This window comes from Azohydromonas aeria (genome assembly GCF_009760915.1).
GTDB lineage: Bacteria > Pseudomonadota > Gammaproteobacteria > Burkholderiales > Burkholderiaceae_C > Azohydromonas > Azohydromonas aeria.
In genome coordinates, this window is the sequence record NZ_VIDQ01000015.1 from 91,597 (window position 1) to 107,568 (window position 15,972).

The 15,972-nt window shown below is 74.0% G+C and carries 14 protein-coding genes; 6 read left to right on the plus strand and 8 right to left on the minus strand.

Annotated elements, in window-relative coordinates; genetic code table 11:
* Genes FJ694_RS11820 through FJ694_RS11835 form a run of 4 tightly spaced genes read right to left on the minus strand, consistent with a single transcriptional unit; the run spans nt 1 to nt 2,743 of the window.
* The gene (locus FJ694_RS11820; protein ID WP_157267392.1) at nt 1-996 is read right to left on the minus strand and encodes a SpoIIE family protein phosphatase; all 996 of its coding nucleotides are present in this window, start codon (nt 994-996) and stop codon (nt 1-3) included.
* A gap of 44 nt (nt 997-1,040) precedes the next feature.
* Nucleotides 1,041-1,442 (minus strand): anti-sigma regulatory factor, encoded by a 402-nt coding sequence (locus FJ694_RS11825; protein WP_157267394.1) that lies wholly within the window; start codon nt 1,440-1,442, stop codon nt 1,041-1,043.
* A complete protein-coding gene (locus tag FJ694_RS11830) occupies nt 1,423-1,833 on the minus strand; it encodes an STAS domain-containing protein (protein ID WP_157267396.1) in 411 nt (136 codons plus the stop codon). Before FJ694_RS11830 ends, FJ694_RS11825 begins: the two co-directional genes overlap by 20 nt.
* A 4-nt stretch (nt 1,834-1,837) precedes the next feature.
* Nucleotides 1,838-2,743, minus strand: a complete 906-nt coding sequence (locus FJ694_RS11835; RefSeq protein WP_157267398.1) for an STAS domain-containing protein — start codon at nt 2,741-2,743, stop codon at nt 1,838-1,840.
* Nucleotides 2,744-2,947: 204 nt separating this feature from the next.
* On the opposite strand from FJ694_RS11835, the gene FJ694_RS11840 reads away from it, so the two are divergent.
* The 5 genes from FJ694_RS11840 to FJ694_RS11860 all read left to right on the plus strand — a co-directional run bounded on the left by FJ694_RS11840 (nt 2,948) and on the right by FJ694_RS11860 (nt 8,518).
* Nucleotides 2,948-3,628: a DUF2076 domain-containing protein gene (locus FJ694_RS11840; RefSeq protein WP_157267400.1), complete on the plus strand. Its 681-nt coding sequence runs from the start codon at nt 2,948-2,950 to the stop codon at nt 3,626-3,628.
* A gap of 20 nt (nt 3,629-3,648) precedes the next feature.
* Nucleotides 3,649-4,308, plus strand: a complete 660-nt coding sequence (locus tag FJ694_RS11845) for a response regulator (protein WP_157267402.1) — start codon at nt 3,649-3,651, stop codon at nt 4,306-4,308.
* A 169-nt stretch (nt 4,309-4,477) separates the two neighbouring features.
* Nucleotides 4,478-5,806, plus strand: a complete 1,329-nt coding sequence (locus FJ694_RS11850) for an ATP-binding protein (RefSeq protein ID WP_157267404.1) — start codon at nt 4,478-4,480, stop codon at nt 5,804-5,806.
* A gap of 82 nt (nt 5,807-5,888) precedes the next feature.
* Nucleotides 5,889-7,442 carry a DegQ family serine endoprotease gene (locus FJ694_RS11855; protein ID WP_157267406.1) on the plus strand — a complete coding sequence of 518 codons (1,554 nt, stop codon included), beginning with the start codon at nt 5,889-5,891 and terminating at the stop codon, nt 7,440-7,442.
* 239 nt (nt 7,443-7,681) lie between these two features.
* Nucleotides 7,682-8,518: a sensor histidine kinase gene (locus FJ694_RS11860; protein WP_157267408.1), complete on the plus strand. Its 837-nt coding sequence runs from the start codon at nt 7,682-7,684 to the stop codon at nt 8,516-8,518.
* A gap of 68 nt (nt 8,519-8,586) precedes the next feature.
* Here FJ694_RS11860 and FJ694_RS11865 read toward each other — a convergent pair whose 3' ends face one another.
* A complete protein-coding gene (locus FJ694_RS11865; RefSeq protein WP_157267410.1) occupies nt 8,587-8,985 on the minus strand; it encodes a PAS domain-containing protein in 399 nt (132 codons plus the stop codon).
* Nucleotides 8,986-9,002: 17 nt separating this feature from the next.
* Nucleotides 9,003-10,733 carry a hybrid sensor histidine kinase/response regulator gene (locus FJ694_RS11870; RefSeq protein ID WP_157267412.1) on the minus strand — a complete coding sequence of 577 codons (1,731 nt, stop codon included), beginning with the start codon at nt 10,731-10,733 and terminating at the stop codon, nt 9,003-9,005.
* Nucleotides 10,734-10,911: 178 nt separating this feature from the next.
* Between FJ694_RS11870 and FJ694_RS11875 the strand changes: the two genes are divergently transcribed.
* A complete protein-coding gene (locus FJ694_RS11875) occupies nt 10,912-11,727 on the plus strand; it encodes a ceramidase domain-containing protein (protein WP_157267414.1) in 816 nt (271 codons plus the stop codon).
* Here the strand turns inward: FJ694_RS11875 and FJ694_RS11880 are convergent.
* Both FJ694_RS11880 and FJ694_RS11885 read right to left on the minus strand, forming a co-directional pair.
* A complete protein-coding gene (locus FJ694_RS11880) occupies nt 11,720-14,875 on the minus strand; it encodes an error-prone DNA polymerase (RefSeq protein WP_157267416.1) in 3,156 nt (1,051 codons plus the stop codon). The genes FJ694_RS11875 and FJ694_RS11880 overlap by 8 nt on opposite strands.
* On the minus strand, nt 14,859-15,972 hold a 1,114-nt coding region (locus tag FJ694_RS11885; protein ID WP_157267418.1), incomplete at its 5' end, for a DNA polymerase Y subunit UmuC family protein. The genes FJ694_RS11885 and FJ694_RS11880, both read right to left, overlap by 17 nt.

Below are 15,972 nucleotides of genomic sequence, written 5' to 3' on the forward strand. Positions count from 1 at the left end.
TCAGGCCCCGTCTGCGCGCGCCACCACCACCGTGGCGTCGTCGCGCCCGCGCGCGAAGTCGCGATACAGCACCCCGGCCACCAGCAGCGGGTGCTGGCGCGCCAGGCCCGGGTAGGCGTCGAGCGCCCAGCCGCCGGACAGGCCGTCGGAATGCATCACCAGCAGCGCGCCGCGCCCGCACGGGTAGTCGAAGGCCTGCAGCTTGCGCGCGTTGTGCCCGGCCGTGCCGTTGTGCGAGACCATGCGCCGCACCGCCGCGCCGGGCGTGACCACCGCCCCGGCGATGTTGCCCAGCCCGGCATAGGCCACCGTGGCGCTGGCCGGGTCGATGCGCGCCACCGCCACCGCGCCGCCGCGGGTGTGGCGCAGGGCCTGATGCACGGCGTGCAGGATCTGCGCCGGCGGCTCGTGGCGGCTGCGCTGGAACTGCGCCACGGCCTCGTTGGCCGCCACCGCCGCCTCGGTGCCGTGGCCCAGGCCATCGACCATGAACACCGTGCGCCGCCCGGCCTCGTCCAGGTGCGAGGCCCAGGCGTCGCCGCAGGCCTGCTCGCCCGGCTTGGCGATGCACACGCCGCCGATGGGCTCGTCCGCCGGCGGCTCGCACGCCGTCTCGCCCTGGCGCGACAGGCAGGCGTACACGGCTGTGCCCTTGCCCGTCCAGGACGCGACGTGGAACTGCTGCGCCAGCCGCCGCACCGCGCCCAGCCCGTTGCCGGCGGTGCCGGCCGATGAGAAGCCGTCGGCCAGGCAGGCGCCGATGTCGGCCATGCCCGTGCCGCGGTCCAGTGCCAGCAGCTCGATGCGCTCGCCGCCATTGCCCACCAGCAGCCGCCCGCCGCCACCGTGCTTGATCAGGTTGGTGCCCAGCTCGGTGGCGACGATGGCCAGCTGCCCGGCGCGCAGCTCGTCGAAGCCGGAAGCCGTCGCCGCGGCCACGGCGCGGCGCCGGCCTTCCGCCACGGCGCTGGAGTCGTTGACCACTACTTCGAACATGCGCCGGCCTGCTTTCCGAATGTCGCTGCCATCACGGGATCACTTCACTTGTAGCGCGCGATGGTGATGCGCGTGCCCTGCCCGGGCGCGGAGTCGATGGCGAACTCGCTGGCCAGCCGCTTGGCGCCGCCCAGCCCCAGGCCCAGCCCGCCGCCGGTGGTGAAGCCGTCGCGCAGCGCGGCGGCAATGTCGGGGATGCCCGGGCCCTGGTCCTCGAAGGTCATGCGCACGCCGCGCCGCGGCGCCATGGTCAGCTCGATGCGCACGGTGCCGCCGCCGCCGTAGTCGAGCGTGTTGCGCGCCAGCTCGCTGGCGGCGGTGACGATCTTGGTCTGGTCCACCAGGCTCAGGCCCGCCTCCACGGCCAGGGCCCGCACCCTTTGACGCACGCGAACCACGTCCTCCGAGCTGCGGATGTCGAGCGTGTCACTCACCGTAGTCGGCATCCTCGTCGTCGCCGCCGCCGGCCAGGCGCCAGGCGTGGCGGGCCGAGTTGGCGATCAGCGCCAGGCCGCGGTCCACGTCCAGCGCGGTCTTGACGCCGTGCAGCGACAGCCCCAGCTCCACCAGCGTGATGGCCACCGCCGGGCGCATGCCCACCACCACCGTGTCGGCATCGAGGATGCGCGACACCGCGGCGATGTTGTCGAGCATGCGGCCCATGAAGCTGTCCACGATCTCCAGCGCCGAGATGTCGATGAGCACGCCGCGCGCGCCCACGGCCACGATGCGCTGCGTCAGGTCCTCCTCCAGCGCCGAGGCCAGCTCGTCGTGCATGTCCACCTGGATCGTCACCAGGAGCACGTCGCCGAGTTTCAGGATCGGGATGCGTTCCATGCGCTCAGCCCTGGCGCGGGCCGCCGGACAGGGCGGGAGCGGAGGCTGCGGCCTCGGTGCGGCGCCGCGCCACCATGCGGCCCTGCTTCGACAGCGCCAATGCAAAAGCGTCGGCCAGCGTGGCCTTGGACACCACGTCGAGCTCCACGCCCAGGTGCACCATGGTCTGCGCGATCTGCGGGCGGATGCCGCTGATGATGCAGTCGGCGCCCATGAGCCGCGCCGCGGCGACCGTCTTGAGCAGGTGCTGCGCGGTGAGCGTGTCCACCGTGGGCACGCCGGTGATGTCGATGATGGCGATGCCCGCGCTCTGCTGCACGATCGACTCCAGCAGGTTCTCCATCACCACCTGCGTGCGCTGGCTGTCGAGCGTGCCGATGAGCGGCAGCGCCAGGATGCCGTCCCAGAGCTTGATGACCGGCGTGGACAGCTCGGCGATCTCCTGCTGCTGGCGCACGATCAGCTCCTCGCGCGTCTTCTGGAAGGCCTCCATGGTGTAGAGGCCGAGCCGGTCGAGCAGCAGCCCGATCGACCAGTTGGCCGCCAGCGCGTCGGCCTGACTGGCGCCGGCGTGGCGCGCGAACACGTCGAGCAGCGGCTGCTTGAGCGAGAAGATGAAGAGCGTGGTCTCGCGCGGCGTGAAGCCCTGCGTGGCGCGCGAGGCCGAGATGTCGGCCAGCAGGTCGCGCAGCGGGGCGAAGGCGGCGGACTCGATGTCCTGCGAGCCGCCGGCCAGCGCCTCGCGCAGCAGGCGCAGGAACTGGCCGCACTGGGTCTGCAGCTCGGCCTCGCGGATGCGGCCGCTGTGCAAGGCGCCGTCCTCCCTGAGCTGCTGCATCCACTGCTGCAGCACCTCGGCCTCGTGGGCTTCGAGCAGCGTGGAAGTGACTTGCGTGCCTGCCTGTGTCATGTGTTTCATCGCTCCCTTGGGGGTGTAGGGGCATCATAGGCGAAGCCTTGCCTCCCCCGGCGGGGGAGCACGCGTCGGCGCCGGTCGCCGGATTCAGTCCGGCCTAAGGGTTGCCCCTGAACATCGAGCGCGCCGGGTGGGCACTCTTCCGCCGCCGTCCCGGCAGCGGCCCCCTGCCGCGACAGCCTTCCAAGGAGACCGACCATGAATGCCGACGAAAAGCTCCGGGTGGCCCGCCTGGTCACGCGCCTGGCGCGCCAGGCCGAGACGCCGCAGGACGAGGAGGCCGCGCTGGAGCTGGCGGCGCTGCTGAAGGTGCGCCCGGACGCGCCCTACCTGCTGATGCAGCGCGCGCTGATGCTGGAGCTGGCGCTGGAGCGCGCCCAGGCCGAGCTGGCGCAGCTGCGCGGCGAGGCGCCGGGGCAGCAGCCTTCGGGCCACGGGCAGGCGCCGGGCGCCGGCCAGCTGCAGCCCTTCTCCGGCGGCACGGCACGCGCGCCGCTGCGCCCGGCCGGCGGCTGGCAGCCCGGCATGGGCGCCTTTGCGGGCCAGGGCCAGGGCCCGGCCTGGGGTGCGGGCACGCCGATGGGCGCGGCCCCGTCCGCCGGCGGTGGTTTCCTGCGCAACGCCGCCGCGGTGGGCGCGGGCGTGCTGGGCGGCAGCCTGCTCTTCCACGGGCTGGACTCGCTGTTCCACGACCACGGCGACGTCATCCACGGCGCGGGCCAGGGGCTGCTGTCGGGCGACATGCAGGCGCCGCTGGACGCGCTCAGCGGCAACGACTTCATCGACCCGGCCAACGACCCCAGCGGCGGCGACCTGCTCGGCGGGGACATGCTGGGCGACGGCGGGTTTGACGGCGGTGGGGATGAGGACTGGACCTGAGCTGAAAGGACCCCGAGGCCATGCGCCTGCTGCTGGTGGAAGACGACACGATGATCGGCGAGGCCGTGCTCGACCTGCTGCGCGCCGAGCACTACGCCGTGGACTGGGTCAAGGACGGCGAGATGGCCGAGACGGCGCTGCGCACCCAGGCCTATGACCTGCTGCTGCTCGACCTGGGCCTGCCCCGGCGCGACGGGCTGGAGGTGCTGCGCGCCTTGCGCGCCCGCAAGGACCGCACCCCCGTGCTGATCACGACCGCGCGCGACGCCGTGGCGCAGCGCATCGAGGGGCTGGACGCCGGCGCCGACGACTACGTGCTCAAGCCCTACGACCTCGACGAGCTGCTGGCGCGCATCCGCGCCCTGCTGCGCCGCGCCGCGGGCCGCGCCGAGCCGGTGTACGAGCACAAGGGCGTGGCGCTGAACCCGGCCACGCGCGAGGCCAGCGTGGGCGGGCAGCCGGTGGTGCTGTCCGCGCGCGAATGGGCCGTGCTGGAGCCGCTCATCGCGCGGCCCGGGCTGGTGCTGTCGCGCGCGCAACTGGAGGAGAAGCTCTACGGCTGGAGGGACGGCGTCAGCTCCAACGCCGTGGAGGTCTACATCCACGGGCTGCGCAAGAAGCTCGGCGCCGACGTGATCCTCAACGTGCGCGGCCTGGGCTACATGGTGCCCAAGGCCTGATTCCGGTTGTTCGGTGCTGGTGAAATGACCTGTCCGTACTGAGGTATCGAAGTACGAATCCGCCAGGCGGGGATAGCGGCATGACAGCAAGGGCCGTCACCCTTCGATACCTCAGGGCGAACGGAATACTTTTCTGAATGAAATGAAGGCAGAAAGCGGAACAGGCCCGATGCGCGACACGGCGCTGCCCCCCTCGTTGCGCGCGCGCCTGCTGGGCCTGCTGCTGGCGGCCATCGTGCTGACGGCGCTGGCCCAGGGCTGGACGGCCTACGCCACCGCGCGCGCCGAGGCCGACCAGGTCTTCGACTACCACATGCAGCAGATGGCGCTGGCGCTGCGCCCGGGACTGACCGGGCGCGGCCTGCCTTCGGACCTGGAGGAAGCCGAGAACTTCGACTTCATGGTGCAGGTCTGGACCGCCGACGGGCTGCGCGTGTTCCAGTCCGCGCACCGCGCCGTGCTGCCGCAGCGCGCGGTGCTGGGCTTCTCCGACCTGGAAGCCAACGGCAGCACCTACCGCGTGTTCTCGCTGCAGACGCGCACGCAGGTGATCCAGGTGGCGCAGGACATGGCCGTGCGCCGCGACATGGCGCGCGCGCTGGCGCTGCGCACGGTCGCGCCCATCGGCGTGCTCGCCCCGATGCTGATGCTCCTGGCCTGGGCCGTGGTGACGAGCTCGCTGGCGCCGGTGCAGCGCGTGCGGCGCCAGGTGGCCTCGCGCCAGGCCGACGACCTGTCGGCGCTGGGCGTGCGCGACCTGCCCGACGAGATCCGGCCGCTGGTGGACGAGCTCAACCTGCTGTTCGCCCGGCTGCGCCAGGCCTTCGAGGCGCAGCAGAGCTTCGTCGCCGACGCCGCGCACGAGCTGCGCTCGCCGCTGGCGGCCCTGAAGCTGCAGGTGCAGGGCCTGCAGCGCGCGGGCGACGACGCCGCGCGCGAGCGCGCCGTGCAGCGCCTGAGCGCGGGCATCGACCGCGCCACGCGGCTGGTGGAGCAGCTCCTGATCCTGGCGCGGCACCAGGCCGGCACGGCTGCGGCCACGCCGGCGCAGCCGGTGGCGCTGGCCGAGGTGGCGCGGCTGGCGCTGGCCGACGCCGCGCCGCTGGCGCAGGCGCGCGGCATCGACCTGGGCGCGCCGCGCCTGGAGGCGGGCGACATCGAGGGCCACGCCGAGGCGCTGCGCATTCTCATGCGCAACCTGCTCGACAACGCCCTGAAGTACACGCCCGGCGGCGGCACGGTGGACCTGTGCGTGGAGCGCGAGGACGGGCGGCTGCGGCTGGTGGTCGAGGACAGTGGCCCGGGCATCCCGGCGTCCGAGCGCGAGCGTGTCTTCGACCGCTTCCACCGCGTGCCGGGCAGCGAGGCGCCGGGCAGCGGGCTCGGCCTGGCCATCGTCAAGGCGATTGCCGAGATGCATGGGGCGGCGCTGCGGCTGGATCAGTCGGCGCGGCTGGGCGGGCTGCGGGTGGAGGTGGAGTTCAAGGCACGGGGTTGAAGCGGGGTTTAAGTGCCGCCTAAGTAGCGCCCCCCACATTGGTTGCATGTCCAACGAGTCACTCACTCCAGGAGCGCAACCGATGAGCACCCGCACCCCCGTGGCCATGACCCCCGCCCGCCTGACGCTGGCCCTGCTGGCGGCCGGCGCGATCGGCGGCGCCGGCGCCACCTTCATCACCAGCCGCCATGCCGGCGCGGCGCTGCCGCCGGCGCCTGCCGCGGCCGCCGCCACCGCGACCGCGACCTCCACCGAGGCCCAGGCCATCGGCGGCGCGCCCGACTTCTCGCAGATCACCGAGCGCCACGGCCCGGCGGTGGTCAACATCACCGTCAGCGGCACGCGCACCGCGTCCGGCGATGACGAGGACGACGAGCAGGCCGCCGCGGCGCCGCATGGCGGCATGGGCCCGAACGACCCGTTCCAGGAATTCTTCCGCCGCTTCGGCATCCCGGCGCCGGGCTTCGGCGCGCCGGGCCCGCGTGCGCCGCAGCAGTTCACCCGCGGCCAGGGCTCGGGCTTCATCGTCAGCGCCGACGGCGTCATCCTGACCAACGCCCACGTCGTGCACGGCGCCAAGGAAGTGACGGTCAAGCTCACCGACCGGCGCGAGTTCCAGGCCAGGGTGCTGGGCGAGGACGCCCGGACCGACGTGGCCGTGCTCAAGATCGACGCCAAGGATTTGCCCGTGGCGCCGCTGGGCAGCACGCGCGAGCTGCGCCCGGGCCAGTGGGTGGCGGCCATCGGCGCGCCCTTCGGCTTCGAGAACAGCGTCACCGTGGGCGTGGTCAGCGCCAAGGGCCGCTCCCTGCCCGACGACGGCTACGTGCCCTTCATCCAGACCGACGTAGCGGTGAACCCCGGCAACTCCGGCGGCCCGCTCTTCAACGCGCGCGGCGAGGTGGTGGGCATCAACTCGCAGATCTACAGCCGCTCCGGCGGCTACATGGGCCTGTCGTTCGCCATCCCGATCGAGCTGGCGACCAAGGTGAAGGACCAGATCGTGGCCACCGGCAAGGCCAGCCACGCGCGGCTGGGCGTGGCGATCCAGGAGGTGAACCAGACGCTGGCCGACTCCTTCAAGCTCGACCGGCCCGAGGGCGCGCTGGTGGCCTCGGTCGATCCGGGCGGCCCGGCCGACAAGGCCGGCCTGCAGGTCGGCGACGTGATCCGCAAGGTGGATGGCCAGCCCATCGTCGCCTCGGGCGACTTGCCCGCGCTCATCGGCCAGTCGCGGCCGGGCGAGAAGGTCACGCTGGAAGTGTGGCGCCACGGCAAGCGCGAGGAGCTCAGCGCGAAGCTGGGCGACGCCGCGGAGAGGCCGGCCCAGGTGGCGCAGGCCGACGAGGGCGCCGGCGCGGCGGGTCAGCAGCCGAAGCTGGGCCTGGCACTGCGCCCGCTGCAGCCGCAGGAGCGCGCCGGCGCCGGCGTGGGCAACGGCCTGGTGGTCGAGAACGCCACCGGCCCGTCGGCGCGCGCCGGCGTGCAGCCCGGCGACGTGCTGGTGGCCGTCAACGGCACGCCCGTGAAGAGCATCGAGCAGGTGCGCGAGGTGGTCTCGAAGTCCGACAAGTCGGTGGCACTGCTGATCCAGCGCGGAGACAGCCGGATCTTCGTGCCGGTGAGGATCGGGTGAGGTCCGGCACGGTGCGAATTGCTTGACGGGCAGCTCCTGGCCAGAGCCTGAGGCCGGCGCCGACGCGCCGGCCTTTTTCCATTGCGGTCGGCCCGATTCCCGGCCGTAATTCGCACCGCATCTGCCTTGATCGGCCTTTCCGAGGCTCCTGGCGCCCTGCGCGCTGCTAGGCTGGCCGGCTGGCCGCAGTACCGGCAGCACGCACCGGACCAACGAGAACGATCCTGGAGACCCCCCCGATGGAATCCCTGGAACCCGCCCAGCTCGACATTGAAAGCGTGGAAGGCATGGAGGCGCTCCTGGCCCGGCGCACCGCCGAGCTGCGCGAAGCCCGCGCCCGGCTGCAGGCCGTGTCGCAGCAGCTGGAGCAGGAGCGGCAGTCCCGCAACGGCTTCCTGTCCATGCTCGCGCACGAGTTGCGCAACCCGCTGGCCTCGCTGCGCAGCGGCTTTTCGTTGCTGCAGCGCGCCGGTGCCCGCGGCGACGGCAACGCTGACGGCGGCGCGGCGCTGGCCGCGCAGGTGCAGCCGCTCATCGAGCGCCAGCTCAGCCACCTGGCGCGGCTGCTGGAGGAGGTCAGCGACCTGGCCCGCGCGCGCGACGGCAGCCTGGCGCTGCGCCGCGACCGCTTCGCGCTGCAGGCCGCCGCCGAGGTGGCCATCGCCGTGGCGCAGCCCTACCTGGGCGCGCAGGACCAGCAGTTGCGGCTCGACCCGGGCCCGGCCGAGGCCTGGGTCCTGGGCGACCGCACCCGGCTGGCGCAGGCGCTGGCCGACCTGCTGATCGAGGCGTCGCGCCGCCTGCCGTCAGGCGCACGCGTGCACCTGGCCACCCGCGTCGTCGCGGGCCAGGCCGTCGCCGGCCTGTTCGAGAGCGGCGCGGACGCCACTGAGGACTGGCTGCTGGCGCTGCTGCAGCCGCCGCCCCGCGAGCGCGAGCCGCTGCACGTGGCCGGCATCGGCGCGTCGCTGGCCGGGCACCTGGTCGAGCTGCACGGCGGCCGGGTCTGGGCGCGCCGCGCCACCGACGGCGGCGGCGGCCTGATCGTGGCCGAGCTGCCGCTGGCGCCGAACTGACTGAAGAAGGCGCCGGCCGGGTCCGAACCCTGTCCCGGCCGTGGTTTCACGGACTGGAGCAATGGGTGTCAGACCCGGCGCAGGAACAGCCAGAAGCCGCCGCCCGCGGCTGACAGGGCGCGCATCTCCAGTGTGCGGCTGCGGTCGGCGAAGTCGCCCACGTGGCGCAGGCGCACGTCCAGCGTGCCCGCGGCCAGCGCGCGCTCGATGCGCCCGCGCACCAGCGGCGTGTCCATGCACGGGGCGATCTCAGTGAAGAAGTGCAGGCCCACGGTGGGGCGCAGGTCGCGCCCGGACAGCTGCGCCTCGCGCCGGCTGTAGAAGCACACCTGCCCGTCGGCGTCCACGCGCAGCGCGCCGAAAGGCAGCGCGTCGATGTCCGCGGGCGCCATCGCCTCGACGCGGCGCGCCAGGTCGGGATCGTCGTAGTCGGGCGGGTCGGCAGTCATCGTCTCTTGGGTCGTCATGGCGGCGGGTCCCGGGCTCAGGCTGGCGCCGGCCCGGGCGGGGCCGTTGTGGGTGTGGCAGGAAATCCGGTGTCGGGCGGCGGGTCGAAGCACGCCATCGCCACGAGGTGCGTGGGCAGCGCCGAGCCGGGCTCGGCCGTGGCCGGCACGATCAGGCGCTCGAAGCGCAGCCGGTCGCCGGGCCCGAAGTCGTACTCGACGCATTCGTGCCCGGGCTCGCCCGACAGGGCCACCAGGCGGTAGGCCGCCTCCAGGCGGCCGCTGGCCACGTCGGTATCGCCGAAGCGCCGGCCCAGCAGCGACTGCGGCAGCAGCGCGTCCAGCCCGGCGCCCACGGCGATGAAGCGCATGGCGAAGGCGGGATGGCGGCCCTCGATGAGCGCCACGGCGCGCTGCGGCTCCAGCGCGGCGGTGGCGTCCAGCAGCGGCGCCAGCGGCGCCCAGCGCGCCGCGCCGCGCACCTCCTGCCACGCGTCCAGGAAGCGGTGCAGCCGCGCGTCGCCCAGGCGCTGCGCCACGCGCTCCTCGACGCTGCGGCGCGCGTCCTCGGCGGCAAACAGCGCCTGCAGCGCGGCCTCGTCCACGGGCTTGACCAGGTGCGCGTCAAAGCCCGCCTGGATGCTCGCCGCCCGGTCCTCGGGCTGGGCCAGGCCGGAGATGGCGATCAGCTGCGCGCGGCGGCTGGCGCCGCCGGCGCGGATGGCGCGCGCCACGGACAGGCCGTCCAGGTCCGGCAGCCCGATGTCGAGCAGCACCACGTCGAAGGCCTCGGCGCCCGCGCGCTCGCGCGCCTCGATGCCGCGCAGGCAGCGCGTCACCCGGTGGCCGTCGAGCTCCAGCAGCAGCGCCAGGGCCAGGCCGGCGTCGGGGTTGTCGTCCACCAGCAGCACGCGGCGCGGCCGCAGCGGCGGCCGGGGAGATGCGTCCGGCTCGCCCGGGCAGCCCGGGCAGCCCGGGACGGCCGGGGGCAAGGCTTGCGGCAGATGCAAGGTGAAACGGGCGCCGCGGCCCGGGCCGTCGCTGTGCGCGGCCACGCTGCCGCCGTGCATCTCGACCAGGCTGCGCACCAGCGCCAGGCCCAGGCCGAGGCCGCCGCCGCTGCGCTGCGAGGCCACGTCGGCCTGGGCATAGGGCTCGAAGACCCGCGGCAGCAGCGCGGCGTCCAGGCCCACGCCGTCGTCGCTCACCGAGAACGCCAGCGACTGCGCCTGCGTGCCCGCCAGCGCCAGCTCGATGCGCCCGTACGCGGGCGTGTACTTCGAGGCGTTGAGCAGCAGGTTGGCCAGCGCCTGCGCCAGGCGCGCCATGTCGCCGTCCACCCACAGCGTGCCGGCCGGCGGCAGCCGCAACTCCAGGCGCTGCTGGCGCGCCTCGACGGCCGAGCGCGCACCCTCGACCGCCGCCTCGGCCACGGCGCGGGCGTCGTGCACGGCGCGGCGCAGCACCATCTTGCCGGCGGCCACGCGCGAGACGTCGAGCAGGTCGTCCACCATGCGCGCAAGCTGCGCGCTCTGGCGCCCGATCACGGCGCGGGCCTGCTGCGCGGTGGCGTCCGGCGCCGGGCCGTGCTCCAGCAGCCGCGCCGCGCTGCGCAGCGGCGCCAGCGCGTTGCGCAGTTCGTGCGCCAGCGTCGCCAGGAAGGCGTCCCGTTGCCGGCCCTCGGCTTCGAGCCGGGCCAGGCGTTCGCGCAGCGCCGCCTCGGCCGCCGTCGCAGGCGCTCGTGCGGGCTTGTCCGGGATGTCGTCCATGGGTCTGGCGCGGAAATCAGGGGAAAGGGCCGGATGCCGCCGCGGCAAGCGGCCGGCATGCTCGGCAGGGCAGTCTAGGAAGCCCGTTCCCGCCCGCCCGGGCCGGAATGTGCGAAACCGCACGGTCCGTGAATTCGTCACGATTTGTCACGGCCGGCTTTCACGGGGACCATGAGCCATGCACACCGACTCTTCCCTTGCTGCCGTCCGCTTCCCCTGGCGCGTGGGCCTGCTGTGGGGCATCACCGCCGCGGCGCTGGCGGCGCTCGCGCTGCACGGGCCCATCGCGCAGCCGGTGAGCTACCACGCCTTCGCCGACGAACGCACCCTGCTGGGCATCCCGAACTTCTGGAACGTCGTCTCCAACCTGCCCTTCGTGCTGCTCGGACTGGCCGGGCTGTGGCGGCTGCGGCGTCGGCCGCCGGGCGTGCTGCCCGGGCTGGCGGCCTGCCACGCCGCCTTCTTCGCCGGCGCGGTGGGCATCGGGCTGGGCTCGGCGTGGTACCACCTGCGTCCGGACAGCGCCACGCTGGCGTGGGACCGGCTGCCCATGACCGTGGCCTTCATGGCCTTCTTCGCCATCGTGCTGGGCGAGCACCTGGGCGTGCGGCTGGCGCGGCGCGCGCTGCCGGCGCTGCTGCTGGCGGGCCTGGGCTCGGTGCTGTACTGGGTGCTGTCCGAGCGGCTGGGTGGTTCGGACCTGCGCCCGTACCTGCTGGTGCAGTTCCTGCCGGTGCTGCTGACGCCGCTGATCCTGCTGCTGTTCCCCTCGCGGCTGACGCGCGTGGGCTGGCTGTGGCTGCTGCTGGCGCTGTACGTCGTGGCCAAGGGGGTGGAACACTTCGACGCGGCGCTGTACGAGCACCTGGGCGGGCTCAGCGGCCACACGCTCAAGCACCTGCTGGCGGCGGGAAGCCTGTGGTGCATGGTGGCGGGAATGAGCAGGCGGCGGCCGCGCGCGGCGCTCGGCGAGGCGCACCTGAAGCTCACCTGAAATCCCGGCTCCCCGCCACGAAGCGCCCAAGCAGCGGCGTGAGGTCCTGCAGCCAGCCCGCCACCAGGGCGCAAACGTCTCCCTCGCGCTGCCAGCGCCCGTGCACCGCCAGCAGCCGCGCGCGCAGCAGCACCTCGCGCTGACGCTCGCGGATGCGCTTCCAGCAGATCACCTGCACCGAGCCGGTCTCGTCCTCCAGCGTCACGAACACCGTGCCCTTGGCCGTCTCGGGCTGCTGGCGCAGCGTCACCAGCCCGCAGGCGCGCACCAGCCGACCATGCGGCTGCGCGCTCAACTGCGCCGCCGACAGCAGCCGCCGCGGCTCCAGCAGCGGGCGCAGCAGCGCCAGCGGGTGCCGGCGCAGCGTCAGCCCCGTGGCGGCATGGTCGAACACGATCTCCTCGCCCTCCGGCGCGGCCGGCAGCTCGATGAAGTCCTCGTGCACCGGCGCTTCGCTCAGCAGCTGCGGCGGCGTCGCCCAGGCCGCCGCCTCCCACACCTGCTGGCGCCGGTGCCCGGCCAGGCTCATGAGCGCGTCGGCGCCGGCCAGCAGCCGCAGCGCGCGCGCGTCGAGCCGGGCGCGGCGGGCCAGGTCCTCGGCATCGTCGAAGGGCGCCTGCGCCCGCGCGGCCACGACGCGAACGGCCGCCGCCTCGCTGAAACCCACCACCAGCCGCAGCCCCAGCCGCACGGCGGGCTGATCCGCTCCCGGCTCCAGCGTGCAGTCCCAGTGGCTGTGCATCGCGTCCGCCGGGCGCACCTCCACGCCATGGCGGCGCGCGTCCTGCACCAGCTGCCAGGGCGTATAAAAACCCAGCGGTTGCGAGTTCAGCATCGCCGCCAGGAAGGCCGCCGGGTGGTGCCGCTTGATCCAGCAGCTGGCATAGACCAGCAGCGCGAAGGACGCGGCATGGCTCTCCGGGAAGCCGTATTCCGAGAAGCCCTTGATCTGCTCGAAGATGGCCCGGGCGAAGCTCTCCTCGTAGCCGCGCGCGGTCATGCCGTGCACGATCCTGTCGTGGTACTGCTGCAGCCCACCCTTGCGCCGCCAGGCCGCCATGCTGCGGCGAAGCTGGTCGGCCTCGCCGGCTGTAAAGCCCGCGGCCAGGATCGCCACCTGCATCACCTGCTCCTGGAACACCGGCACGCCCAGCGTGCGGCCCAGCGCCTGCTCCAGCGCCGGGCCCGGGAACGTCACCGCCTCCTTGCCCTCGCGCCGGTTCAGGTAGGGGTGCACCATGCCGCCCTGGATCGGCCCCGGGCGCACGATGGCGACCTCGATCACCAGGTCGTAGAAGCAGCGCGGCCTCAGTCGCGGCAGCATCGCCTGCTGCGCCCGGCTCTCGATCTGGAACACGCCCACCGTGTCGGCGCGGCACACCATGTCGTAGGTGGCCTCGTCCTCGGCCGGGATGTCCTGCACGCCGAAGGCCCGGCCCTCCAGCGCGCCGATGAAGTCCAGCGCCTTGCGGATCGCGGTGAGCATGCCCAGCGCCAGCACGTCCACCTTGAGCAGGCCCAGCGCGTCGAGGTCGTCCTTGTCCCACTCGATGACGGTGCGATCGGGCATGGCGGCGTTCTCGATGGGCACCAGCCGCGACAGCGGCCCCTGCGTCAGCACGAAGCCGCCCGTGTGCTGCGACAGGTGCCGCGGAAAGCCCACCAGCTGCCCGGTCAGCTCGGTGAACTGGCGCATGAGCAGCGAGCCGGCGTCCAGGCCCAGCTGCGCGAAACGCTGCGTGCGCAACTGCGGGCCGTCCCACCACTGGTGGTCGCGCGCCAGCGCCTCCACGGTGGCGTCGGACAGGCCCAGCGCCTTGCCCACGTCGCGCACGGCGCTGCGCACGCGGTAGGTGATGACGGTGGCCGCCAGCGCCGCGCGCTCGCGCCCGTAGCGGGCGTAGAGGTACTGGATGACCTCCTCGCGCCGCTCGTGCTCGAAGTCGATGTCGATGTCCGGCGGCTCGTTGCGCTCGCGGCTGATGAAGCGCTCGAACAGCAGGCTCATGCGCGCCGGGTCCACCTCCGTGACGCCCAGGCAGTAGCACACCACCGAGTTGGCGGCGCTGCCGCGGCCCTGGCACAGGATGCCGCGCGAGCGCGCGAACTCGACGATGTCGGCCACGGTCAGGAAGTAGTGCTCGTAGCCCAGCTCCTCGATCAGCGCCAGCTCGTGCGCCACTTGCGCCTGCACGCCCGCGGGGATGCCGCCCGGCCAGCGCCGCCCCGCGCCCTCCCAGGCGAGCTGCCGCAGCCAGCTCGCCGGCGTGTGGCCCGCGGGGATCAGTTCACTGGGGTAGCGGTAGCGCAGCTCGTCGAGCGAGAACTCGCAGCGCGCCGCCACCTCGAGCGTGCGCGCCAGCAGCGCCGGCGCGCAGGTCTGCGCCAGCCGCAGCCGCGTGCGCAAATGCCGCTCGGCGTTGGGCTGCAGGCCAAAGCCGCAGTGCGCGAGCGGCCGCTTCAGCCGCGTGGCGGTGAGCACGTCCTGCAGCGCCTTGCGCGAGCGCCGGTGCATGTGCACGTCGCCCGCGGCCACCAGCGGCACGCCGCTGGCCCGCGACGCCTCGCGCAGCCGCTCCAGGTGCACGGCGTCGTCCACCTGGCGCAGCAGGTTCGCGATCAGCCAGCAGCGGCCGGCGAAGTTCTTACTTTGCCAATGCGCCAAGGCTTCGATCGGCTCGACAGCGGCGGCCCGGTCCGGCGCGGCCAGCAGCAGGCAATCGGCCAACGCCGCGGAGTCAAAATCCTCCAGCCGGGGCGGCAGGTACGTGCCCTTGCCGCTGGCGCGGCGCAGCCGGGTGATGAACTGGCACAGGTTGCCGTAGCCGTCGAGGTGGCAGGCCAGCAGCACCAGCGTGGCCCCGGGCGTGCCGCGCGCGGCGTCGGGCGCGACGCCGAACTGCGCGCCCACCAGCAGCTTGAGGCCGTGCCTCTTGGCCGCCCCGTGCGCGCGCACGATGCCGGCGAGTGAACACTCGTCGGTCAGCGCCAGCGCGCGGTAGCCCAGCTGCGCGGCGCGCTCGACGAGCTCTTCGGGGTGGCTCGCGCCACGCAGGAAGCTGAAGTTGGACAGGCACCAGAGCTCGGCGTAGTCGGGCAGCGCGGCCGTTGTGCCCGCTGCGGGCGCTACCTCACGCGAAGCTGCCATGCAGGTACCAGGCCGTGGCGTCGTCGGCCAGCCGGGTCTGGAAGATCCACAGCAGCCCGGCGTGCGCGCTCCAGGCCAGCCAGTAGTCGCGCTGCACGTGGCCGCTGCGCTCGGCGCCGGCCTCGCCGGCCAGGCGGTGCCACCAGCCGCCCTCGATGCGGTGCGGCCCGGCCAGCAGCTGCAGCGGGCCCTGGTACAGGGGACGGTCGCCCTGCACCGCCAGGCGCAGCGGTTGCGCGAGCACGAAACCGGGTTGCGGCAGCGCCCAGCCCGGCGCCGGGCCGGCCTGCGCCGCGCGCGGCAGCGCCTCGTGCACGCCCAGCCAGCGCTGCATCCACTCCGGCCGGTGATCGGCCAGCAGCAGCGGGCGGCACACCTGCTCCACGCCCAGCCGCGCCGACAGCCGCTCCAGCACCTGCCCCAGCGGCTCGCCCCTGCCGGCTGACCCGGGGCCCGCGGGCAGCAGCCCGGCGCTGGCCGGCGCCAGCGAGCGCCACTCCAGCAGCGCCAGCGCCAGCGCGCCCACGGGCGCCTGCAGCACGGTGCGGTGCAGGTGCTCGCTCAACAGCCGGTGCAAAAAGGCGACGTCGCGCGTCGGCTCGGCCGTGCGCACAGTCAGCTCGCCGCCGGCGCCCGCGGCGCGGCTGCGCATCGCGTCATGCGCCCAGCGCAGGGTGAAGGCAGTGGCGCCGCCGTGGCGCGCGGCCAGCCAGCCGCACAGCGCCAGCAGCAGCCGGCGCGCGCCCTGCGCCAGCGCGCCGGCCTGCTCCACGCGCCAGGGCAACTCCAGCGCCAGCTCGAAGCGCTTGGCCGGCACCACCCAGCGCCAGGCTTCGGGCCGCAGCCCGTAGGCCTGGTCCAGCGCCTGCAGCAGCTCCGCGCCGAAGCGCCGCGCCACGCCGGCGCGCGGCAGCTGCCGCAGCGCGCCCAGCGTGGCGCAGCCGCTGCGCAGCAGCGTCGGGACATGCGCGCGCGCGGCGCTGAGCACCTCCAGCGGCAGCGCGTCGAGCAGCGCACAGGCCAGCGCCGGGGCGGCGGCACCGTCGCCGTCGCCGCCGTCGAGCGCGCAACCGCCGTGGCCCGCGCGCGCCAGCGCC

Excerpts from the sequence above, each read along its gene's own strand:
- FJ694_RS11835 (WP_157267398.1), bottom strand. The coding sequence starts at position 2,743 with ATGACACAGGCAGGCACGCAAGTCACTTCCACGCTGCTCGAAGCCCAC.
- FJ694_RS11820 (WP_157267392.1), bottom strand. The coding sequence starts at position 996 with ATGTTCGAAGTAGTGGTCAACGACTCCAGCGCCGTGGCGGAAGGCCGG.
- FJ694_RS11875 (WP_157267414.1), top strand. The coding sequence starts at position 10,912 with ATGCACACCGACTCTTCCCTTGCTGCCGTCCGCTTCCCCTGGCGCGTG.
- FJ694_RS11855 (WP_157267406.1), top strand. The coding sequence starts at position 5,889 with ATGAGCACCCGCACCCCCGTGGCCATGACCCCCGCCCGCCTGACGCTG.
- FJ694_RS11880 (WP_157267416.1), bottom strand. The coding sequence starts at position 14,875 with ATGGCAGCTTCGCGTGAGGTAGCGCCCGCAGCGGGCACAACGGCCGCG.
- FJ694_RS11845 (WP_157267402.1), top strand. The coding sequence starts at position 3,649 with ATGCGCCTGCTGCTGGTGGAAGACGACACGATGATCGGCGAGGCCGTG.
- FJ694_RS11825 (WP_157267394.1), bottom strand. The coding sequence starts at position 1,442 with ATGCCGACTACGGTGAGTGACACGCTCGACATCCGCAGCTCGGAGGAC.
- FJ694_RS11870 (WP_157267412.1), bottom strand. The coding sequence starts at position 10,733 with ATGGACGACATCCCGGACAAGCCCGCACGAGCGCCTGCGACGGCGGCC.
- FJ694_RS11850 (WP_157267404.1), top strand. The coding sequence starts at position 4,478 with ATGCGCGACACGGCGCTGCCCCCCTCGTTGCGCGCGCGCCTGCTGGGC.
- FJ694_RS11865 (WP_157267410.1), bottom strand. The coding sequence starts at position 8,985 with ATGACGACCCAAGAGACGATGACTGCCGACCCGCCCGACTACGACGAT.
- FJ694_RS11830 (WP_157267396.1), bottom strand. The coding sequence starts at position 1,833 with ATGGAACGCATCCCGATCCTGAAACTCGGCGACGTGCTCCTGGTGACG.
- FJ694_RS11860 (WP_157267408.1), top strand. The coding sequence starts at position 7,682 with ATGGAATCCCTGGAACCCGCCCAGCTCGACATTGAAAGCGTGGAAGGC.
- FJ694_RS11840 (WP_157267400.1), top strand. The coding sequence starts at position 2,948 with ATGAATGCCGACGAAAAGCTCCGGGTGGCCCGCCTGGTCACGCGCCTG.